This window comes from Planococcus sp. ISL-110, assembly GCF_018613575.1.
In the GTDB taxonomy this organism is placed as follows: domain Bacteria; phylum Bacillota; class Bacilli; order Bacillales_A; family Planococcaceae; genus Planococcus.
Genome location: NZ_JAGGPX010000005.1, coordinates 94,817 through 116,623, shown reverse-complemented (window position 1 = coordinate 116,623; position 21,807 = coordinate 94,817). Strand labels below are relative to the sequence as shown.

Below are 21,807 nucleotides of genomic sequence, written 5' to 3'. Positions count from 1 at the left end.
AAAGGTGTATTGGAGGGGTCCAATACACCTTTTTTCTTGAAATGATGTTAAATAAATTTCACCATTAAATCTTCATCAATGTATTTTCCAGGTGTTTTCATAGATTTTATTTCAGTTCCGTATTTTTCAAAGCCAAAATGGCCGTATAGCGCGATGGCCGGCAGATTTTCACTGGCCACCATCAAATCCAAGCGTTCCAGCCCTTGCCATTTGGCCGCATATTGAAGCAGTTCCACCACTAACCGCCTGGCAAGCCCTTTGCCTCTGGCAATAGGCGTCACGTAAACAGCGACGACTGATGCCCGGTGCTCCAGCTTTGGTGCTGTATTGCGTACAAGCTTTACATTGCCGAGCAGTTTTCCAGCATTAAAAGCACCAAAAGTGACGGCATTTTTCAACGCCAAAATTTCCGCCGTTTTGTTGACCGGTCTTTTGATGGCATCTTCCAGCCGGGTGCTGAATGCGTCTGGACTGTCCCTTAACGCTTCGATCCGCAAATCATAATAAGCCTATGCATCCCTTACGTCCAACTGTCGAATCTCCATGAGCAGACATCCTTTTTATTTGAATTCCTGAGTGACGGTTCCTTTGCCGCCTGCGACATGGATATCCGCGTAGGCACCGTTGACGAACGTGATCTGCGGCGGCACATGGCCTAAATCGATGTCATAAGCGATCGGCAGGCCCAAGTCTTCAGCCAAATCCTGGTACATCCTTTCGGCGGTGTATCCCTCGACCGGCTCATTCGCCGCACTACGCCCAAACAGAATGCCGGAACAATCCTCAAACCAGCCTGCATATTTCATCCCTGTCAGCGACCGTTTTAAATCTGTAACGGACATTTCACAATTCTCCAAATACCAGACGACCTGTTCACCCGGAATGTACTGTTCCCGGAAAGCCTGAACTTCTCCATACGGCGTTCCAATCAGGTGCCGGATCACATCGATGCAGCCACCCAGCAGGCGGCCCGAGAATGTTTCGTCGGTTCCTGAAACAGTTTTCCATCTGGTGGGCTCTGTCAAATGAAAGACCACTGGAGATGGATCTGAATGATTCCACTCTTTTTGAAAATGTGCAGAAGAGCTTTGTGTAACGGTTTTTCCGTCTTCGGTTTTCAGAACCGGCAGCCACTGTCCCGTCGTTTCGTCGCTTTTTTCGCCGCGCAAATCCACGATGTTGGTGCCATGTGCAGTAGCTATTCCGGTTTTCAAGGTAATGGCCAACAGCAGCAAACTGAGATCTGAATAGCCGAGAACCCATTTGGGCTGCATCCCATTAAAGTCCAGGTATTCCAATGTTTCAATCAGCAGTTCGCCTCCCCAAGGAGGGATAATAATATCAATCTCCGGATTATTCATCATTTCCATGAATTCATCCGCGCGCTTTTTCGCAGGTGCCGATTTGGCCAGTTCCTGCGTCCAGGCGGTTTCTCCGGTTTTAATCTGGAAGCCGTTCTGCTGTTGGCGGGCAATCGCCTGCTCCAAGAGATTGTGCTGTTCTTTTCCGACGCCTGAAGATGGTGCTGTAATTCCAATCGTTTTCAAGGTTTTTTCAGGATAACGAATCATCCAATAGTCCCCCTTTATGAGTTAAACGAAATAAAACAAAGAAAATATCATCGCCATTAAGATAGCGGTACCCGAACAGAACCATAGCGCATGTCCCATCAATTCGAGAAAACGGCTTGGTTCCTTGTCTAATCTTTTCCCTTTAAATTGGGAGAAATCAGGCGGTGTTTCTCTTGTTGGTGCTGTTTCCTTTAATTCCATCATCTTTGAATCTGTCATCGAGTTCATAATGTTCCTCCTAAAATCAGTAGCAGTAAAATCAGTCTGTTGTCTACCATTATACTAAACTTAACTTGAGAATAAAGTCCCCTTTTCTACTTATTGGCATTTTTCAGAATTAAATAAAGGCATGCTTTGCTTGAAGGGGCTCTTGCAGGGTATATTAGGGAAGAAGAGCAACGAAAACCGCAGAGGGGCTGATCAGGATGAAAGTGTTGGTAGTAGGCGCGAATGGACAGATTGGGAGGCATTTTGTCAAAATGCTAGCGGACAGCGAAGAGCATATACCGAAAGCGATGATCCGCAAAGAAGAGCAAATCAGCTTTTTCAATAGCTTAGGGGTGGAATCGGTATTGACCAGCCTCGAAGGCAGTGTCGAGGAAATCGCGGATGCCATGAAGGACTGCGATGCTGTCGTATTTGCGGCTGGCAGCGGCGGCGCTACAGGTGCGGACAAGACCTTGCTGATCGATTTGGATGGTGCCGCCAAAACAATCGAAGCAGCTGAACAAACCGGGACTGAACGCTTTCTCATGATCAGTGCCATCAATGCCGACAAGCGGGAGATGTGGAAAGAGGATATGGCCCATTACTATGTAGCCAAGCACCACGCCGATAACATCCTGCGCGCCAGTGGATTGGTCTACACCATCATTCGGCCGGGACTGTTGACCAACGATCCTGGAACCGGCAAGATTTTAGCGACTGAAAAGCTGGATTCGGGTGAAATCACAAGGGAAGATGTAGCACGTGTCTTGCTGCATTCACTTGCCAATGAGCATGTCTACAACAAGACCTTTGAAGTTATTTCGGGTGAAGATGAAATTGAAGACGCACTTAACCGGCTTTAGCCAGCTCAAAATATGCAAAGAAAAAAGGCCTTTGATCTATGATCAGAAGCCTTTTTTACCTGCCGATTATGATGCTGTTTTCAGGTTTCTGATACCCATGACCAATTGAAACACAAACGCAATCGAACAGAGAATGATCGCGGCATAGCCGAGTCCGCCAATTGGCGTCATTTGGAATGTCTGAATGACCAATAAGGCCATCATCAAAGCGATGCCGAAATTTACAATGTACGGCTTGTCGTAATATTTCTTGGAGGCAATTCCTACAAAGACCGCTACGGCAATAATCAAAATCAATAAAAAACTCCCCATCGTTCTCCCTCACCCTTTTGCTTTGTCTTCCCCAAGTCTAGCATTTATCCCCGGAATCCGATAGAGTGCCCGGTTTTTTTTCATAGGCCAGCTTTTTGATGACCTGTTCCTGTTCCGGATAAAGCGCAAGCAGCTCGTCCTGCATCAATAATTCAAAATCAGCAAAGTCAAAGCCTGGAGAAACCATGCAGCCCACTAAGGAAAATGCGGCTTCTGCCTCTACTGTCGAGCCGAAAATGCTGCCTTTTTCAACCAGCACCTGTGGGCGTTCTCCCGCGGCTAAATCGAGCCCCAATTTTTCGGCACGGTAATTTCCTTCAACATCCAGAATATGCACCGTAACCGCATGGCCGGCATGAAAATACCAAAGCTCATCGGATTTCAGCCGGTGGAAATGCGAGACATCCTGTGACCGCAGCAGAAAATAAATGCTGGTGTACAGGTTCCGCTCAGCCGGATGCGTAGACGTGCTAATCTTTTCAGGCGAAACAAATGACTGCTTAAAGTACCCGCCCTCCGGATGCGCCGCCATGTCCAAATGGGTGATCCAGTCTTCTGCATTCATCGCTATCCTCTCCATTTCTCATTAGTTTTTTAGACAGCTGAAATTTGTGAAACTTTCCATCTCTTTACACGTATCCATTGTATAACAAAAACACCCACACGACAGAGGAGGAATAACAGATGAATAATCATGAAATTGATTTTAAGCTGCACGGGGATGATATGCAATTTGTGGAAGTGGAACTGGATCCTTCCGAAACCGTAATCGCCGAAGCTGGCGCTTTAATGATGATGGAGGATGGCATTGCCATGGAAACGATTTTTGGCGATGGCTCCAAAAGTTCTGGAGGCAGCGGCTTGATGGGCAAACTGATGGGCGCAGGAAAACGGGTCATCACCGGTGAAAGCCTGTTCATGACAGCGTTCACCAATAAAGGAACCGGTAAACGCCACGTGTCTTTTGCAGCCCCTTATCCCGGCAAAATCATTCCAATGGACTTAAGCATGCTGAATGGCAAAATCATCTGCCAAAAAGATTCTTTCCTGGCTGCGGCCAAAGGAGTTTCCATCGGCATTGAATTTCAGCGCAAACTCGGCGCCGGATTTTTTGGTGGAGAAGGCTTTATCATGCAAAAACTGGAAGGCGACGGACTGGCATTCGTCCATGCAGGCGGCACCCTCTATCGCAAAAATCTTCAAAAAGGTGAAGTGCTGCGCGTTGATACCGGTTGTTTGGTTGCCATGACCGGAGACGTCGAATACAATATCGAAACCGTTCCAGGCATTAAAACCGCCTTGTTCGGCGGTGAAGGCTTATTCTTTGCGACGTTGCGGGGCCCCGGCAGTGTCTGGATCCAGTCGATGCCATTCAGCCGTTTGGCAAGCCGCGTATTTGCGGCGGCTCCGCAGAATCCTGTCGGCCGTTCACAAGGCGAAGGCAGTGCCGCTGGCGGATTGTTCGATCTGCTGGGTGGAAGATAAATTTTTACCGGCAAACCGGGCTGCAACAGGAAAGGCACTTCCATTTGTCTGGTTCGTAGTCGGATCTACAAACCGCATGACGTCAGAATCCTATTCATCGTTGTGTTTACTTGCAAGTTCCTATCGTTCATATCAAAAGCGTAAAAACCTATGAAAAAGCCGACTGATCAGATTAGAATCAGTCGGCTTTTCTCTATCCAAAATCAGATTGATCAAGACCAAGTTCTTGTCTACGGATGGATCTGAGAACCTCTCTTTTTAAACCCTAACATTGACCGGTTCCAAAGGTTTTTCAGCTTCCGTTTTTTTGCGGTTAAAGCTCATCAGCCTCATGGCATTCAAGGTGACGATCAGGACACTGGCTTCATGGATAAACATGCCGGAAGCCAGGTGAATAGATCCCATCAGCACACCGGCCAGCAGGACCGCCACAATGCCGACTGCAAAGAAGGTGTTTTGTTTCATATTGCGGATGGTGGCTTTTGACAATGAATAAGCATGCGAGAACTGCATGAGTTTATCAGCCATCAACACGACATCGGCGGTTTCCATTGAAATGTCGGTGCCGCCTTCGCCCATCGCAAGTCCGATATCTGCAGTAGCGATTGCCGGAACATCATTGACACCATCCCCTGCCATTGCGACTACATGGCCCTGCTGTTTCAGTTTCTTGACAAAAGCCACTTTGTCTTCTGGCAGCAGTTCAGCATGGAATTCATCCAGACCCAAAGTTTCCGCGACCAACTCGGCTGTATGCTGGTTATCGCCTGTCAGCATGACGATTTTTTTGATGCCATTCTTTCTCATTTGAGCGAGTGCAGGAGCCGCGTCTTCACGGATTTGGTCAGCGATCGAGAATATCCCCTCCACAATCCCGTCTGCAGCTGCAAATATGGCGGTATTCCCTGCTTTTTCACGTTCTACCGCATAGGCCTCTGCTACTGCCGAGATGGTGATGTTTTTCGCTTTCATCAGTTTTCGGTTCCCAATTACCAAAACCTTACCTTCTACACTGGCCGCCAACCCATTGCCTTTAATGACTTCAACTTGTTCCGGCTCTTGATCGAGGGCCATATTCCGGGTTTTTGCTCTCTTGACGATGGTTTGGCCCAGATGATGTTCAGAAACCGTTTCCGCCTGTGCCACCAACCGGAGCAGCTCCTGCTCTTTATATGAATGAAAGACTTTGATATCTGTTACTTCCGGCTTGCCTTTCGTCAAAGTGCCGGTTTTATCGAAGACCAATGTATCGACCTTCGAGAAACGGTCCATCACTTCCCCACCTTTTACCAGGACGCCATTTTTCGCACCGTTTCCGATGCCCGCTACACTGGAGACCGGCGCACCGATGATCAACGCCCCTGGACAGGCAATGACCAGGAAGGTAATGGCCAGATGGAGATCTCTTGTCAGCGCATATACCACAAATGACAAGACCACTACTGCGGGTGTGTAGATATTTGCAAACTTGTTCAGGAATTTTTCGGTCTTCGATTTCGACTCTTGCGCTTCTTCCACCAACTCGATGATTTTTGCAAATGTCGTATCATCTCCGACCTTTTCGGCAATAATCTCGATATACCCCGAATCCATAACTGTACTACCGAACACTTTGTCTCCGGTTTTCTTCGAAGCAGACACGGATTCCCCGGTGATGGCCGCTTCATTCAGCAAAGCGTGCCCGGTGATGATTTTTCCGTCAACCGGCACTTTTCCACCGGTTCGGATCAGGACACGATCGCCTCTAATAACTCTTTCCACCGGCACGGTCACCGTGATGCCATCACGGATGATGGTTGCTTCCTGCGGTGCTATATCCACTAGGCTTTTCAGGGAAGAGCGGGTTTTTTCGAGCGTACGCACTTCCAGGTAATCCCCGAACAGGAACAGGAATGTTACAACTGCCGATTCCACGTATTCTCCGATAAACAATGCGCCGATGATGGCAATCGTTACCAGCATCTCGATGCTGAATGCCTTCATCATCAATGCCTGAAATGCCTTGATGGCAATCGGAATTCCAGCAATGATTGTGGCCAGAATTAATACAAGCTGCCGCAAGTCATAATGTCCTGTAAAGTTTAAAACCAATGCGAGCGCCAGTAAGAAACCGGCCGTAAATGTAATGGTTTTTTTCTTTTTGTGAATAAACGCAAACATCTCTCTTCAACTCCCCTTTCATTATTGTGTAAATTTTCAATCAAATTCTTTGTGTATAACACTTTTCTTTATGCTTCCATAATAAATTAAGTCATGTTTTTATAAATTGACCCCTATCAAGTAACCGCATGTTCATCAGAAGAATTTATTGCTTTCTTTATGATTGCCAATATTTGCGGAGTGGATCTTCATTGATCTGGCGTTTGTTTGATTTCAGGACTTGATGCAGGTCAAGGAAGTGCCTGGCTGGAGTTTCTATACTGGAAGCAGCAAGAGAAAGGAGCGGTTCAAATGACTAGAGTTAAATTCCAATTAGAACCCTTGACTTGTCCTTCCTGCATTAAAAAGATTGAAGGGAAAGTTGGGGAAATAGGTGGCGTCGAGGAAGTGAAGGTGCTGTTCAATTCCAGTAAAGTAAAAGTGGATTATGATGAAGAACAGGTAGCACCGGAAGAGTTGAAGACCGTTATCGAAAAGCTCGGCTATCCAGTTATGGCCTGACATCAGCAGATTATCTGGTGTTACCGATCCATTTATAGAGATAAGGAAACCGGCAGTGAAAAGCAAACCTTTTTTTGCCGGTTTTTTACTTTACATTTATCTCCAATTTTTCGAGATACCAGAGTATAACTGATCCAATTCTTGTGCGTTATCGGCAAATGGAAGAACATTCGACAAAAAAATAACGGAGTTCACTCCCGACTTGATGTGTGTCAAGTTTTTCACTATAGCTTATCGATAAACTATAGATAGGAAGCAAGTCAGAACCAGGAGTGATCGTTATGATACATGTGCTTATCCTTTATGCGAGTTCAACAGGAAATACAGAAGAAATAGCCAATTTATTGGAGCAGCATCTGGATCCGGAGGTCTGTACAGTAACTATGGAAAATATCGAAATGGATAGACTGGATCCCCAGCAGTTACTTCAGTATGACGGCATTCTTTTTGGCACCTACACGTATGATGATGGAGATCTTCCATTTGAAACAGAACTATTTTGCGACACACTGCGGACCGCCGATCTGACCGGCAAAGTTGTTGGAGTTTTCGGTTCAGGTGACACTGCATATGATGGATTTTGTTCAGCGGTTGATTTGATGAAAGTTGAGTTTAAACAGCAAAACGCTCGGGTCATCCAACATTCCGTCAAAGTGGACCTGTCACCTGACGAGGAAGAAGAGCTGCTATCCATCAAAAAACTGGCGGAAGAATTCCAGCAAACCATCATAAAATACGGTGCTACTAATGAAGCTGGGCAATTTTAATTTATAACCACATTAAACGAGGAGGAAACACCCATGAAAAAGCTACAAACAATCGATTGTGATTGTACCCAAGAAATAGATCGTATGATTGACGGGGGATTAAGCGGAGGGACATTAAATCCGAAGTATACAGAGGCCCATTTGAAACTGAAAGAAAAATACCAGGGCCCGCCTCCAGTTCTGCCAGTTGAAATGTCAGAACAAGGAGGAGAACTAAAATGAATTCGGTTCAGTTAATTTCACCTTTATCTACAGACTTTTCCTTCAATTCCCTATTGCAGGAACATAGTGCATTTTTGATTATCGGGATTTTAATCCTGTTCGTTTCGGTACTGTTGCGTGCAGGAAAGGTCATTGTCGCCCAGACTGTCCTGCTTTCCCTTTTCTTTGTCATCACTGAAACCTTTTCCAATCCACTTTACTTGGCACTGGTCATCGTTCAGATACTGTTTGGTATTTGGATGATTTGGAAGGTCAAAGCCGCCATCGACACAAGCTTTTACCGACATTCTGAAAAAACGCATTTACGGCCGATTGACATTACAAAAGGCGGAAATGCAGGAACAGGCTCTTTATTGTATTGAACAGGAAACGATTCTTATTAATAAAAACCCATCAAAAAACGTCTATCCTTGCCTTTTCAGGCTCTGAATAGACGTTTTTTGATGACTGTGATTATTCTACGCTAAAAGGAGAGGCAACCGATATTTCGAAAAATGGGTCCTCTTGCGATAAGAAGGTTTTGACAATCCGGTATTCACCGGGAGCCAGTTCAATCCCCAATTCTTCAATGGAAAACCTCATGTCCGTTTCGTCTCCCGCCGCCAACACACGGCCAAAGTCATTCAGATGCGGATTATTTATGAATACAGCGTCAGAATGGATCAGGATATGCCATCCGCTTTTTCGTTTCAATTCAATATGGAAGTATTCCCCGAAACCAAAATCCTGCATACTGTCATTCTTGATCGTCATTGCGATAACAGAAGGCGATCCCACGTATCTATGCTCTTCAAGAAGCAGCGACAAGCCTGCTTTACTGAAGGACAGTTCTTGGTCCGGCGATGGATTTGCTATGGTCGCTACTGAAGAATCTTTGCTGCAAGCTACAAGGAATAAAGAAATCAATAGAAATAACACTAATTTTCTCATAAGCCACCTCTCTTCCTACTATACTTCGTCACCAAGCGCCTTTCCTTGATGCACATCAATAAGTTTGCCAAAAATATCGGATAACGAATGCCGATACCGTTCCTGCAGACAATAAAGTTATCATTTTCCGCCAATTTATTTCCTTTGATGGTTTTACAGCCTCTTTGGAAACCGCAACCCAAATCACTGCAGAGACTAAGAGAACTATGGCAAGAACCTCATTAGACATATTAAATACCCTCCTCGTCTTTCAAAAAATTTAACAAAGAAGTTCGCACTTTTTAAAGAAACCATAAAAAAGAAGAAACTCTGATTAAGTTTCTTCTCTCTGTTATTCCGCTATTTTAACCAGCTGTCCAAAAACTCACTTTGGTCCCCTTCAAAATATTCTTCGAAAAATACTTTGAACTTCTCCGTGTCCACTTGCTCGAATTGGTATTCTGTGTAATAAGCCGATAGGAATTCAAGTGCCGTCCTGTCCCCCTCCAGGTTGTCAAAATACTCTTTCAGCAGCATCGGGACTTTGCCATAAACGGTGGAGTAATAAGACCCCTCTTCAAATTCGTCGAGCGGCAAGTTCACATAGGTTTCTGGCGGATAATACTCTTGGGCCATTGATGCGCCCCAAAATCCGTATTCATCATCGTCATAATAGTCGCTGATGAAAAGAGAGCTGCTGAATTCCGTCAATCCCTCATCCAACCAGGCTTCATTGTACGGATCGTTCGTCACGATAAAATAAAACCATTGATGGGCAATTTCATGCACCAGTACGGATTCCTGAGATTCTTCATCTGCTGCCACTTCAATAATATTCGGGTATTCCATGTAACCATCATTTGCGATGATGTCCAGTTCTCCAAATGGGTTATCGCCAATGTTTTCTTCAAAATACACATAAGCGTCTGCGGCCAGCTCAGAGGTCTCCTCCAGCATATTCGCCGAACGGGGCGTAAATACACGCAGATCCGCGCTATTGGCTTGTACAGTTTCAAACTCCCACTCGTCCGGATTCATGATGGCCAGATAAAAATCTTTGATGTTTTCTCCTTGCACTGTGCCGGAAGATGCCGCTTCGGTTGCCCCATCTTCAGCTGAACTGGCGACCAAATAATCTTTCGGCAAGTCAAAGCTGACGGTAAAGTCGCCGTAATCTGTATCGTAGGACTCACCTTTCGAATCATAATCCTTAATGTCCCAGCCATCTTGGTAATGGCCGAGCATCGGATACCAATGCGCCAAATAAAAATTGTCGTCCACTTGAGACAACCGCATGCCATTTTGCGGCAAAACCATGGAATACTCTACTGCCACATTTACCACAGATGCTGGTTCCAGATTTGTATTCAGCTCTACCATCAATTCATTATTATTCAAACTGTACTCTGCCTTTTGCCCGTCAACGGATACGGAAGAAACGTCAATCTCCAGATCCTCATCTTCGTATAACCGTGTTTCCTCCGAATTCATGGCATTTGGCACCAAATAAAACCCGATATCGGACCAAGTGTCCCGCGAGTAGTTTGTGACGCCAATAGCAGCTGCTATTTGGAATTCTTCTGTCTTGCTTAAAGAAAGCTCTATATCATAAACCGCATTTATTGTGTCGTGTTCTTTCTCTGATTCCTGATTTCCGCAGTCTTCGCAAAACAGAGTGGACCTCACGATCAGAAAAACGATAACTCCAATCGCAATGACCAGTACTCCTCCCCATACCTTCAACTTCATTGTGCATCTCCCGTTTCTGCAAATTTTCCTCATAATTTCCTGCAGTTATTTTCCGGCCGATCACGGCAAGAGATTATTGTTCCTAAATTTTATCATTTGTTTTTATAACTGGCTTGCCCTTTTTATGCTTTGCAAAATTAATATCGAATTCTTATATGGAATCTCAATTTTGAGCAATCAAAATTGACCAGATGTAACCTGCTTGGAGTGACGAACATATTTTCAAAAGCAATAAATACGACAGATAAGACGGCTGGCTATAGACACTCTTCACTGCAGCTTTTTGTACAACACTAAAAAAGCACTGATTTCTTTGAACAGAAATCAGTGCTTTGGTTATTCATTATTCGCCGCGAGGCGCTTTTGGCGGTTGGCATACGTCGCATTTACGCTGGTTTTTCGTATTGAATTTCGTAAATGTTTTTTCAAAGTTATTGCCGCATGCGCATTTAAACAACAGCTTTTGAGAAAAACCGTGATATTCCGTCGACAATAATTTACTGTCCGAGTTTTTTTCGACAAATGCTTTAATTTCTTTAAAGGTCCATCGTTTGTTCATAATGTTACACCTCCATATTCTATCGGTAAGCGGAGGCTTTTGGCATCCGTTCAGTTAAAGGCATGTTCGTAACTGCCCTAAGTTCCTCATTATAACACGGGCTGCCCTATATTTATTAAAGTTCTTGCTTATTGTCACCTTTTCATGTGAAATGTGGCTAATGCATGATGCCATGTCGAATCGATAACCTTCTATTGAAGCTCTTTTAGCCCCACCACATTACTGTTACAAAAAATGACCAGCTAAAAGCGCTCGGTGCAGTTATACCCAATATCATTAAATAGATTTCCCGATTGTCCGAAACAAATTCCTGGTTCCTAAACAAGAAAAAAAGAAAAATCGCAGTCACCGCGTAGAGGGAAATACCGAGAATGGTCAATCCGGTCAAGTAATAGACAGGCTCAATGTGCACAACATGCTCGCTCAAAAAAAGAGCCATTCCCTGCCCAAAAACGCATAAAATCGTAGCCACAACAAAACTGCCGATCACCCAAGCATAATATTTCTTCACTTTCTGTCGCCCCTTCATAGAAAAAACCATCTGAAAACTCTTTTCCCACTTGGTTTGCGCTTTTTTCTGCATGTCTTCATTTCCATCTAAACAATAAACAAGCAGGTATTATCCAGTAGTTGCCGAAATAGTTATATGATCGACTCTAGGGAATTTTTAGGAGGTCATTGAATGTTGCAATATGTACAATACTATCAAGAAAACACCGGACCAACAATTGTCGCCATACCTGCACTCGGGGAACGGAAAGAAATTTTTGAAGCGCTGGCCAAGAACCTTACGAATTTTCGGTTTCTTGCTGTTGATTTGCCTGGGCATACTAACCGAACTTCCGACAAACCTCTTTTATGGCTCTTCCAAAAAAAGGTTAAGTTAAACCGCATGCTTCGGGATCCATCAATACCCCAATAAAGCACTCGAACAAGTGGCGCTGGGCCACATCACTTTATCAAGAAAAACGTGCTCAATGGTTTTCGGCCAGCACACTTTTTCAACCGGGTTTAAAGCAACAGATTCCTATAGCCTACTAAAAAAAAGTTTCCATTGCTTGCGCCTGAATGGCTGGTCTGGAGCCGTGGCCAAATCATTGTGAAACAGTAAAAGCGCCAATGCCAAATCAAAACGACAGCTCTTCGTTTCAAACTTATTCACTTAACTGCAGTTGAAGTGATAAATATTTTAATAGCACTGATGATCATCACTATTTTTTTCTCTTTTGGGTAATCCTCGCTCGAAAGTACTAATAAGTATCACTGATTGGAGGCGTTCTTATGATACTGGTTTTAGCCATGTATATCTCTTTGTTAAGTTTTGCTGTCAGTAAATTTGCTGGAAAAAAGAGGCATCGGTGGATCCATTCCGGCTATATGACAGTGTTTCTACTTCCTTTTTTAGTTTATGCTATTTTTCTTGGAATCATCGCTCCTATCGTTCAAGCTGGAATTGGGGTCAGTTTTTTTGGTATTATTTTTGCTATTGCCACTTTGGTTACCGGATTCGTCTTTTTGTATGTTGGCTACACCTCAAAAAATATTCGTGAAGACTAAATAGTCTCTATAGAAGGTGACTACTTCATTGTAATTACAACTGAAATCACAAGAACATTTATTTTTCGCAATAAAGTAGATTGCTTCGTTCATGAACTTCAAAAAGAAGAGGGCCAATCCATAATGGAACGCCCCTTGTTCTTTAGCATCTCACATATTTCCAATTGAACCCCCTTGCCTTTATCCATATCTTTTTGAATGCTTTCATAGACGTTCAGAAAGCTGCTCCGACTTCTTTTGAAACCTTAATCGCTTTTTCAGTCAACGGTACATAGGAAACCCCAACTATCTATAGAAAATTATTCATGTCAGATTTCGTGCGTTCATCTTCAACCCGCTTCGGCATAGCTCACTCAAGAAATTTAGTGAGCTATGGGCAAACCCAATTCTTTTCATTATTTCATAAAAGAGTTCGAGTAAAACAGTGAAGACTTGTACAGCTTTCTACTATAGTGTTTTTTCCAGTTTATGATACTCTTTTTCATTCCCTGTAATCTTTGCAAGCTGGTATATTTTCTCCAGCAACAACTTACGTTCGATATCATAAACAATATCTTTTGATACATTGTTAACAGTATTTTCGGCAAAATTCCAAATCTCTTCATGGCGTATCGGATCGGACGCTTTCGCAAGCATTCTTAACGCAGTGATAATTTCGATAATAATTGGCAGCTCATCTTTGGCGTAATGCCTAATCATCCCGAATCCTCTGTACAAAGAATCGGCAAACCGTTGCGGCTGAAGAATCACTCTGACTTGCTCATCTGAGTCAGCAAGATACGGGGCAGATGTGATGAAATGATCGATTGTCTGCATCAAATTGGCCAATTGGTAAATGGCATTGACTGCAGAGCGCGGGTCTCCGTTATTGATGGACTTAATCGCTACTTCTGCAAGTTTACTCATCGCTGAATCATTATCTTGAATTTCCAATTCTTTGTTTCCAAATAAAATAAGTTCCTTATACGCTTCTTCATCTATTTCATCTGCTCCTTCGCCCCAGTAGGAAAACAGTGGGTTGTTGAATAAAAGGAAGCTTCCAATTTTCTCATGGAGTTCAATGATAATATTATCTTTTTGCGCTTTGTTAACCAACGCTTGAAAATCAACAAGCTGAAGATATCCAGAGAAAGCTGTGTTCACTTCTTTCGCATCTTTCCGAAAAACCTCTTTTAAATCTCCCGCTTCCACTTTTTTCAGATTTTCCACATCTATTTTCAATGTATTTCGAACAATTTGTTCAGATGTTTTTTTCATGCTAAAGGTGATGTTATGCACCTGCATCCAGTAAATAGCGTGGTTGATGAAAAAAAGGAAGATAACCGCAGTTATGAATGTCAATAGAACCGTAATGATCGGTACCAAGACAAAGTCATTATTTTGAAAATTAGTGATGAACAAAAACGTCACTAAAACATAAATAAAGCTGCCATTAAAAATGCCTACATAATGTTGAGTCTGTCGATCCGAGATAAAATTTTGCAGCATACGAGGTGAAAATTGGCTGCTGAACGTTGTCAATACAATCAGCAAAATATTCAGCGTAAAAGCACTTAAAAGCAAGACACTGCTAATAAGTGTACTGACAAGCGACTGGGTAGCTTGAAAATCAAAAATAAAAGAAATGGATTGTGAAGAAAGTTCAAAATACATATCGATAAAGATCGTCACCGCTGCAGTAATGGTGGCTGCTCCTATGTAAAGAATCGGAACATGCCAAAGCGACATGCTTATCTCATGTTTCCGTTGCCGCTCAGACATTTGAAAGTATTTTCTGATTTCGCTAGGCAGAAAATTTAAGCGCATAAGTGGAATTCTCCTTTCCTATTTGTGGCTGGTACAAATATTGTCTCTGCGATATTTTTGATTGATTTTGTTTTGATTGATAAAAAACCACCTTTAAAAAGAAGCTGTGCCGCCTTCCGTTTGAAGATGAAAATTCCTCAAGCAATTGTATTTTCGAATCTCAGTCCCGACGTCAAACCGCCAGGCAAAATTGCTCTTTTCATCTTTGGCAGTAAAAAGATTCCTTTTTCTTAATGAGCAGATCCACTAAATATTAAAGTACGCATCGAATTAACTATTCTGCCGGGATGAAGAGCCATTTGGATAAATTATCTCTTTGAATCTCTTTACTTCTTTACCCCTCGAACTTAGAACTAGTCTCTTTTGATAAAAAATTCTGATTCTTTAAAATAAAACGATATAATTTCGAGTGTATATCGAATTCATATCCAACAGACCATTTAATATTTCTCCTAGCTTTTTCGGATCATTTCAAAATGGGGTCACTTTTTTTAAAGTGTCTACCATTTGGGGTTTAGTTCAATTATCAATTTCTTCGCTTTTTCCATACTGGATTTTGCAGTCGGAGTTGATTCCAAAAGAAGAAGCACCGATTTCTAAAAAATAGAAATCGGCGCTTCTTCTTTTGGTTTTCATCAGGCCGTTCCCACAGTCTGCTTGATCAAGGATGGATTTGGTCACAATACAGGCGACACAAGATTCGCAACGGCCTGTTTCACCTTGTCGAACCATGACTGACTCTCAAATATTTCTTCTGTCAATTGGACGGATAGCTGTTTGTCCTGAACAAAAAGTTCCGCCATCTCAATCGCCGACTGCGCATCGTAGACGAAGGCATTCAATTCGAAATTCAGCGAGAAGCTGCGGATATCCATATTGGCCGACCCGACCGAATAAACTTGTTGGTCAACGATCAGCGTCTTGGCGTGCATGAATCCGTTTTTGTAGCTGTACACCTTGATGCCGTCCGACAACAGTTCGCGGACAAACGATAGCGTTGCAGAATGGACAAAAGGATGATCCGCTAGGTGGGGAATCATGATTTGAACGTCCACGCCCCCAAGCGCCGCTGTCTTCAAAGCGTCCATGATGGATTTATCCGGGATGAAATACGGAGTCTGCAGATAGATGGATTCCCGGGCATGATGGATCATCTTCAAGTAGCCGTTTTTGATATCTTCATGCCGCTCCAAGGGTCCGCTCGCGACCAGCTGCATCGCCTTTCCGGTTTGGTTGTCCACCTTTGGGAAATAACGTTCCGCATACTTGATCGGGTAGGTTTCGCTGGTCTGATTCCAGTCGATAAAGAACCGGTGTTGCAGAGAATGCACCGCCTCCCCTTCCAGCCGGATATGCGTGTCCCGCCAATAGCCAAACTCTTTTTTCTTCCCCACGTATTCGTCTCCGACATTAAAGCCTCCTGTATAGCCAACCGAACCATCTACCACAACGAGCTTCCGGTGATTGCGGTGGTTCAGCCGTGGATTGATACTAGACAATAGCATCGGCAGAAACGCCGCCGTCTTCCCGCCAGCGGCCTCAAACTCCTTAAAAAAGCGTTTCGGCAGATGCTTGGAGCCCAAATCATCATACAGGAACAGCACGTTTACCCCTTGCTGCGCTTTTTCGGTCAGCAGCGCCAGCAACCGTTTCCCCAGTTCATCATTTTTCAGGATGTAATACTGCAGATGGATATGGTCCTGCGCGTGGCGGATGTCTTCAAACAAGGCATCGAACTTCTTTTGGCCATCGTTGAACAGCTGGAGATTCGAGGCTGTCGATAAAGGAGCACCGGTCCTGGCTGCATTCATCCTGATGAGGGCCATCCAGTCTTTCACAACGGGTGAAGCCGGACTCAAGTTGCCATTTCTCATTTCGGCCAGCTGCCGCTCCTTCGTAGCCACAAACTCGGGGTTCTCGTAAGCAACCGGACGCTTTAGCCGCTCCGGTCTCAACGGCTTTCCAAATAACAAGTACAGGATAAAGCCGATGATCGGTATAAAGAAAAGGATCAATATCCACGCCCACGCCGAAGAGGCCGTTTTCCGTTCAGCAAATAAAATAAAACACGCCAGAACCATGTTCAATAGGATAAAAAGATTACTCAATGTACTTAACCATTCGAATGAAATTTTAACCCCTCCCCAGGTCCTGTCTTATCTCTGCTGTTTTGTAATGCTTTAATCATTTTTTTATCCTAACGAACTTGATTGTAACGGCCTTGCCGACGATTTAAAAGGAAAAAGGGTAGAAACTAAAAGTCCATTGCAATTTTCTTCGCGATGGACTTGGAAATTATTAATCTTCTTCTCCTTCTTTCGGTTCTTCATGTGGAATAATCTCTTCCATGCCTTCTTCCGTTGTTATATTGATATCTTCATCTACAGCTCATGCATATTAATTGACCGGCCGACCCTAAAAACATTTTTCCTAGTAGTTTTTTCAAAAAGACAGTTAAATTCCTATAAAAATCAAACGTTTGAACATTTTAACATAGTCAATTCACCCTTGTTTTAATCTTCATTTTGACTTCCTTGCTTCTTCGAGAAAGATGCTTGACTAATGATAAGAAGCGTCCGCCTGCAGCGATTTCTTTATACCTATTCTTTTTCAAAAAATGAAAAGGGCTAATTCTTTACTTCAACTTATACAGCGAATAAAAAAGCCGACTTTTGTCGACTTCTTTATTCGTGAGGATATTCTGTTGGAACTCTTCTTAATCGATTAGTCGGTTAAACCGTCTAAAATGGTATCGATATTCCATTGCATCATCTTGATATACGTATCGCCATCTTCTCCTGGTTTCCCAATCGAATCGGTAAAGACTTTTCCTTTAATGTCCATACCTGTTTCTCTCGACACCATTTCCATGCTGCGTGGGTCAATACTTGTTTCTAAAAACAAACCTTGAATTTGCTTTTCATTGATCAAATCAAGTACGCGCGTAATTTGTGACGGTGTTCCTTGGTTTTCTTGGTTGATCTCCCAAATGTACTCAGCTTGGAAATCATAAGCTTTACTAAAGTATTTAAATGCCCCTTCACTCGTTACAAAAATCCGTTTTTCTTTTGGAATTTTGCTATATTGATCGATGGCTTTCTGATGAAGTGCTTCCAACTCACTAATATAAGCTTGTGCATTTTTTTCATACTTTTCTTTATGGTCGGGGTCTACTTCAATAAAGGCATCTCTTGCATTCTCTGCATATTTAATACCATTTTGAATATCTAACCATGCATGTGGATCTTCTTCGCCTTCTTTTCCTTCAGTGGTTAAATACATTGCCTCTACGCCTTCACTCATCTTGTAGACAGGTGCTGAATCTCCTGATTTCCCAGCAGTATTCATCAACTTTTCAAACCATGAGTTACCTGCCTCTAAATTTAAGCCGTTATAAAAAACGATATCTGCGTCTGTTGCTTTTTGTACATCTAATGGCAATGTTTCATATTCATGTGGATTCGAGCCAATTGGCGCTAAACTATGAAGGTCAATTTGATCTCCTCCCACATTTTTTACAATGTCATAAAGAATTGAGTAAGTTGTTACTACTTGTAACTTGTCATTTTTTGTATCGCTATTTTCGCTTTCGTTGCTAGAACATCCTGCTAATAAAAAAAGCAGGACGATACTAATGATGAAAATTTTGTTCTTTTTAAACATAAGTACTCTCCCTTTCCAAAAAAATTTAATTAGTTATTGTTCTTTGTTTTCTGGCATTCAATTTCCGCCATAACATTCCTTGCTTAGGCGAGAAAACAAAGGCTAAAAAGAATAGCGTCGTCGCAGCAAGCACGATAGTAGCACCTGACGCCAAGTTGTATGTGAAACTAAAGTACAAGCCGATTACAGCTGCACTCACCCCAATAGTTGCCGATATGAAAATCATAGTTGATAGGCGATCCGTCAGTAAATATGCTGTTGCAGCAGGTGTGATTAGCATCGCCACCACTAATATAATTCCGACTGTTTGAAGCGAAGCTACTGTCACCATCGTCAGAAGTGTCATTAAAAAGTAATGAATCAATCTCACGGGAAGGCCGTAAACTTCTGCCATCGTCTCATCAAACGACGTTACAAGAAGTTCTTTGTAAAAAATAAAAACAGAAACTAAAACAATTAGCCCGATGCCAAGCGTAATCCACATATCTGATGGCCTCACCGCTAACACATTACCAAACAAAATATGATACAAATCGGTACTACTTTCGAGAACCGTAATAAGGATTACCCCTAACGCAAATGCTGCAGAAAACATAATACCAATTGCCGTATCTTGTTTGATCCGACTGTTTTGGCTCACAAAGCCGATCCCAATTGCGGTTAACACACCTGTAAATACCGCACCAAAGAAGAAATTGATGCCAATTGCATAAGAAATTGCCACTCCTGGTAAAACCGCATGGGAAATCGCATCTCCCATTAAAGCCATTCCTCTTAAAATGATAAAACAACCGATGACTCCACAAATAATTCCTACCATGATCGAGGTAAGTAAAGCTTTTTGCAAAAAGTCGTATTCAATAAGCCCTTCGATAAAAGCCATAATCAGTTCACCCCAACTTCATACAAAAAAGATAATTCGCTTTCATAGGCTTTCCGCATAACTTCAGGCCGCAATACTTGTTTCGGGTTCCCAAACTGAATTACATGTTTATTCAATAGAAGCAATTCATCAAAATACTCATTTGCTTTACTTAAATCATGGTGGACCACGACTACTGTTTTGCCTTGGTCTCTCAAATCTTTTAGTAGTTTGATGATCATTTCTTCACTTGTCGCGTCAATTCCGACAAATGGTTCATCCAAAAAGAAAATATCTGCTTTTTGCGCAAGTGCTCTTGCAAGAAAAACACGTTGTTGCTGCCCTCCGGAAAGTTCCCCTATTTGTCGATGAGCAAATTCTTCCATGCGTACTTTTTTCAAACATTCGTAAGCCCATTCTTTGTCTTTTTTCTTTGGTCGCTTAAATATTCCTAAGATTGGATAAGTACCGATCAAAACAGCATCTAGAACATGAATGGGGAAATCCCAATCGTATTGATTTCGTTGAGGCACATAAGCAATTCGTTTTCTGTTTTCTTTTAATGCTTCACCAAATATTTCAATGACGCCTTTATCAATAGAAACTAAATTTAATATTGCTTTTAATAATGTTGATTTGCCTGCACCGTTCGGACCAATTATGCCAAAAACTTTACCTTGTTCAAGGGTCAAGTCAATGGCTTCTATTGCAGAACGGCCATGATAAGAAACTTGAACATCTTTTATTTTAATTGCAGAAACCATTTTACTTCCCCTCCGCCATTTATTTTCTTTTTTAAAAAGTTTTGCCCTAAGGAAACTTTTCTTTAGTTTATACTTTTTATGAATGATTGTAAACAGAAAGTTTTTTTCATGTTTTTGAGTATTTATAAACGCAAAAGGAAGACAAAGTACTTTAAGAAAAGTAGTTTGTCTTCCTTGATGCTTTTGATAACCAAACATGATTTTATGAATTGGTCTTTTTGGAGTAATGTCTTCTTGCCTTTTGGCGATTCCCACAAATATCCTTCGAACACCATTTGCGTTTTCCACTAGTATCAACAAAAAAAGGCATAGCAAAGCGAGCTCTTGAATTTCTTGATTTTTTCAAAAAGGCCATTTTGAAATGCTTGAAGCGTTTCATAAGAGAGTAGCTCCTGCAAAATCCCTACCCATATGTGAAAACAGTGTTATTTGTTGTTAGGCTAAGCTGTTGCAGCCCTATCCTTTCCATCGATTTCTGCTGGAGAACAGAAAATACCTTTACAGAGAATAGAAAACTATGTAAGTTGAACTAAATAGACAGATTTTTCAAATTATATAAATTGAACCGAAAAACTATCATTTCATCTACTGCTTCGGCCATAAGCTCGCACGATAAGCTCATAGACGCGCCGGCACTGATATCTTAAGCCATTTTGGCGTGATCTCCTCTATACTTGATACAATTCTTGGCAACCGGAATTGGTATTTCATTAGCAGGATTTCCTATTTCTTTAGTGATTGTGCTTCACTATTTCTTTCTTATTAAAATTGAGTCGGGGGTGTATAGATGATGGGATTAGAATTAGGAATACTGGCATTTCTGATACTGCTCAATGCCTTCTTTGCTGCTTCTGAGATTGCCCTAATTTCCTTAAACGATCACAAAATAAAAAAAATGGCAGACGAGGGCCATAAAAAAGCACAATGGATACATCAGATGTTATCAGAGCCCAGCCAGTTTTTGGCCACCATTCAGATTGGCATCACTCTTGCTGGATTCTTAGCCAGTGCTTTTGCAGCAGACAGCTTCGCTGATGAACTGTCTCTTTATGTCCAGCAAACTGAAATGCCCGTTTCCCCTCAACTAGCCCAGGTAGCCTCTCTTGTTATTGTCACACTTATTCTCTCTTACTTCACGCTTGTTTTTGGAGAACTTGTCCCCAAACGGCTGGCTCTTCAGAAAGCTGAGACAATTTCCTTACTGGCCATCAATCCTTTGCACTTTTTGGCAAAACTCACAAACCCTTTCGTGAAATTTCTATCTTGGTCGACAAACACCGTAATCCGCATGTTTGGTATCGATCCGGCCGAAGAAGATCCCGGAGAGATAGAAGAAGAAATTCGATTGATGCTGGATGCCGGCAAAGAAAGAGGCACGATCGAGGAAATGGAACAATTCATGATTACCAGGGTATTTGAATTCAACGACAAAAATGTGGAAGAAATCATGGTTCACCGAACTGATATGACGGCCATTTCCACTGAAGAGAGCCTTGAAAACGTCATACATATCGTGAAGGAATGCCCGTATACAAAATTTCCTGTTTATGAGCGAAACACAGATCATATTGTAGGTACTTTAAACGTAAAAGATCTTTTTCGCTACAGGGAAAAAATCAATCCCGGCAGCTTTGATATTCAGAAGATTATACGAAAACCGCATTTTGTTTTTGAGAAAAGAAAAATAGATGAAATTTTTATAGAAATGCAGAAAAAGAATGTCCATTTGGCCATCGTCCTTGACGAATTTGGCGGCACGTCCGGACTTGTGACACTTGAGGATCTCATTGAAGAATTGGTCGGCGACATTAAAAGTGAAGATCGATCGGAGTGAGAAGCGGCTGTCAGCA

The 21,807-nt window shown here is 42.5% G+C and carries 26 protein-coding genes; 9 read left to right on the top strand and 17 right to left on the bottom strand.

From position 1 onward, the window contains the following. Positions 1-47: 47 nt before the first annotated feature. The 3 genes from J7I83_RS02980 to J7I83_RS02970 form a co-directional block, all read right to left on the bottom strand. The gene (locus tag J7I83_RS02980) at positions 48-497 is read right to left on the bottom strand and encodes a GNAT family N-acetyltransferase (protein ID WP_251047406.1); all 450 of its coding nucleotides are present in this window, start codon (positions 495-497) and stop codon (positions 48-50) included. A 63-nt stretch (positions 498-560) separates the two neighbouring features. Beyond that, positions 561-1,571: a S66 family peptidase gene (locus J7I83_RS02975; RefSeq protein WP_215099196.1), complete on the bottom strand. Its 1,011-nt coding sequence runs from the start codon at positions 1,569-1,571 to the stop codon at positions 561-563. A gap of 21 nt (positions 1,572-1,592) precedes the next feature. After that, positions 1,593-1,799 carry a hypothetical protein gene (locus J7I83_RS02970; protein ID WP_215099195.1) on the bottom strand — a complete coding sequence of 69 codons (207 nt, stop codon included), beginning with the start codon at positions 1,797-1,799 and terminating at the stop codon, positions 1,593-1,595. 197 nt (positions 1,800-1,996) lie between these two features. Between J7I83_RS02970 and J7I83_RS02965 the strand changes: the two genes are divergently transcribed. Then, positions 1,997-2,641: an SDR family oxidoreductase gene (locus J7I83_RS02965; RefSeq protein ID WP_215099194.1), complete on the top strand. Its 645-nt coding sequence runs from the start codon at positions 1,997-1,999 to the stop codon at positions 2,639-2,641. Between the two features lie 66 nt (positions 2,642-2,707). Here the strand turns inward: J7I83_RS02965 and J7I83_RS02960 are convergent, their stop codons facing one another. Further along, on the bottom strand, positions 2,708-2,953 hold the full coding sequence (locus J7I83_RS02960) for a hypothetical protein (RefSeq protein ID WP_215099193.1): 246 nt from the start codon (positions 2,951-2,953) through the stop codon (positions 2,708-2,710). 37 nt (positions 2,954-2,990) lie between these two features. Continuing rightward, entirely contained in the window at positions 2,991-3,518 is a 528-nt protein-coding gene (locus tag J7I83_RS02955; protein WP_215099192.1) for a cupin domain-containing protein, read from the bottom strand. A 119-nt stretch (positions 3,519-3,637) separates the two neighbouring features. On the opposite strand from J7I83_RS02955, the gene J7I83_RS02950 reads away from it, so the two are divergent. Further along, entirely contained in the window at positions 3,638-4,438 is an 801-nt protein-coding gene (locus J7I83_RS02950; RefSeq protein WP_215099191.1) for a TIGR00266 family protein, read from the top strand. A gap of 258 nt (positions 4,439-4,696) precedes the next feature. Here J7I83_RS02950 and J7I83_RS02945 read toward each other — a convergent pair whose 3' ends face one another. After that, the gene (locus tag J7I83_RS02945) at positions 4,697-6,598 is read right to left on the bottom strand and encodes a heavy metal translocating P-type ATPase (protein ID WP_215099190.1); all 1,902 of its coding nucleotides are present in this window, start codon (positions 6,596-6,598) and stop codon (positions 4,697-4,699) included. A gap of 291 nt (positions 6,599-6,889) precedes the next feature. Here J7I83_RS02945 and J7I83_RS02940 point away from each other — a divergent pair, with 291 nt between their 5' ends. The 4 genes from J7I83_RS02940 (at position 6,890) to J7I83_RS02925 (ending at position 8,450) form a co-directional block, all read left to right on the top strand. After that, complete coding sequence (locus J7I83_RS02940; RefSeq protein WP_215099189.1) at positions 6,890-7,099, top strand: heavy-metal-associated domain-containing protein; 210 nt, start codon at positions 6,890-6,892, stop codon at positions 7,097-7,099. A 281-nt stretch (positions 7,100-7,380) separates the two neighbouring features. Then, positions 7,381-7,866 (top strand): flavodoxin domain-containing protein, encoded by a 486-nt coding sequence (locus tag J7I83_RS02935; protein ID WP_215099188.1) that lies wholly within the window; start codon positions 7,381-7,383, stop codon positions 7,864-7,866. 33 nt (positions 7,867-7,899) lie between these two features. Next, positions 7,900-8,088 (top strand): hypothetical protein, encoded by a 189-nt coding sequence (locus J7I83_RS02930; RefSeq protein ID WP_215099187.1) that lies wholly within the window; start codon positions 7,900-7,902, stop codon positions 8,086-8,088. Next, complete coding sequence (locus J7I83_RS02925; protein WP_215099186.1) at positions 8,085-8,450, top strand: hypothetical protein; 366 nt, start codon at positions 8,085-8,087, stop codon at positions 8,448-8,450. The genes J7I83_RS02930 and J7I83_RS02925 overlap by 4 nt, the downstream gene beginning before the upstream one ends. Positions 8,451-8,541: 91 nt before the next feature. Here the strand turns inward: J7I83_RS02925 and J7I83_RS02920 are convergent, their stop codons facing one another. From J7I83_RS02920 to J7I83_RS02900, 5 genes are all read right to left on the bottom strand, one after another. Further along, positions 8,542-9,018: an immunoglobulin-like domain-containing protein gene (locus J7I83_RS02920; protein WP_215099185.1), complete on the bottom strand. Its 477-nt coding sequence runs from the start codon at positions 9,016-9,018 to the stop codon at positions 8,542-8,544. Between the two features lie 55 nt (positions 9,019-9,073). Continuing rightward, a complete protein-coding gene (locus J7I83_RS02915) occupies positions 9,074-9,247 on the bottom strand; it encodes a hypothetical protein (RefSeq protein WP_215099184.1) in 174 nt (57 codons plus the stop codon). Positions 9,248-9,357: 110 nt separating this feature from the next. Then, on the bottom strand, positions 9,358-10,746 hold the full coding sequence (locus tag J7I83_RS02910; protein ID WP_215099183.1) for a M1 family metallopeptidase: 1,389 nt from the start codon (positions 10,744-10,746) through the stop codon (positions 9,358-9,360). A gap of 343 nt (positions 10,747-11,089) precedes the next feature. After that, on the bottom strand, positions 11,090-11,305 hold the full coding sequence (locus tag J7I83_RS02905) for a hypothetical protein (RefSeq protein WP_058385191.1): 216 nt from the start codon (positions 11,303-11,305) through the stop codon (positions 11,090-11,092). A 205-nt stretch (positions 11,306-11,510) separates the two neighbouring features. Beyond that, positions 11,511-11,888, bottom strand: coding sequence for a hypothetical protein (locus tag J7I83_RS02900; protein WP_215099182.1), 378 nt, complete (start codon positions 11,886-11,888; stop codon positions 11,511-11,513). Positions 11,889-11,987: 99 nt separating this feature from the next. Here J7I83_RS02900 and J7I83_RS02895 point away from each other — a divergent pair, with 99 nt between their 5' ends. Further along, complete coding sequence (locus J7I83_RS02895; protein WP_215099181.1) at positions 11,988-12,227, top strand: alpha/beta fold hydrolase; 240 nt, start codon at positions 11,988-11,990, stop codon at positions 12,225-12,227. Between the two features lie 359 nt (positions 12,228-12,586). After that, the gene (locus J7I83_RS02890; protein WP_215099180.1) at positions 12,587-12,862 is read left to right on the top strand and encodes a hypothetical protein; all 276 of its coding nucleotides are present in this window, start codon (positions 12,587-12,589) and stop codon (positions 12,860-12,862) included. A 447-nt stretch (positions 12,863-13,309) separates the two neighbouring features. On the opposite strand, the gene J7I83_RS02885 is transcribed toward J7I83_RS02890, so the two are convergent. The 6 genes from J7I83_RS02885 to J7I83_RS17705 form a co-directional block, all read right to left on the bottom strand. Further along, a complete protein-coding gene (locus tag J7I83_RS02885) occupies positions 13,310-14,668 on the bottom strand; it encodes a DUF2254 domain-containing protein (RefSeq protein WP_215099179.1) in 1,359 nt (452 codons plus the stop codon). Between the two features lie 677 nt (positions 14,669-15,345). Continuing rightward, on the bottom strand, positions 15,346-16,776 hold the full coding sequence (cls, locus tag J7I83_RS02880; RefSeq protein WP_251047405.1) for a cardiolipin synthase: 1,431 nt from the start codon (positions 16,774-16,776) through the stop codon (positions 15,346-15,348). Positions 16,777-17,392: 616 nt separating this feature from the next. Beyond that, positions 17,393-18,331 carry a metal ABC transporter substrate-binding protein gene (locus J7I83_RS02875; protein WP_215099178.1) on the bottom strand — a complete coding sequence of 313 codons (939 nt, stop codon included), beginning with the start codon at positions 18,329-18,331 and terminating at the stop codon, positions 17,393-17,395. Positions 18,332-18,356: 25 nt separating this feature from the next. Further along, positions 18,357-19,214: a metal ABC transporter permease gene (locus tag J7I83_RS02870; protein WP_215099177.1), complete on the bottom strand. Its 858-nt coding sequence runs from the start codon at positions 19,212-19,214 to the stop codon at positions 18,357-18,359. A gap of 2 nt (positions 19,215-19,216) precedes the next feature. Next, positions 19,217-19,957 (bottom strand): metal ABC transporter ATP-binding protein, encoded by a 741-nt coding sequence (locus tag J7I83_RS02865; protein WP_215099214.1) that lies wholly within the window; start codon positions 19,955-19,957, stop codon positions 19,217-19,219. 202 nt (positions 19,958-20,159) lie between these two features. Beyond that, complete coding sequence (locus J7I83_RS17705; RefSeq protein WP_251047411.1) at positions 20,160-20,267, bottom strand: CGNR zinc finger domain-containing protein; 108 nt, start codon at positions 20,265-20,267, stop codon at positions 20,160-20,162. A 477-nt stretch (positions 20,268-20,744) separates the two neighbouring features. Between J7I83_RS17705 and J7I83_RS02855 the strand changes: the two genes are divergently transcribed. Next, complete coding sequence (locus J7I83_RS02855; RefSeq protein ID WP_215099176.1) at positions 20,745-21,791, top strand: hemolysin family protein; 1,047 nt, start codon at positions 20,745-20,747, stop codon at positions 21,789-21,791. The last annotated feature ends 16 nt before the right edge of the window (positions 21,792-21,807 follow it).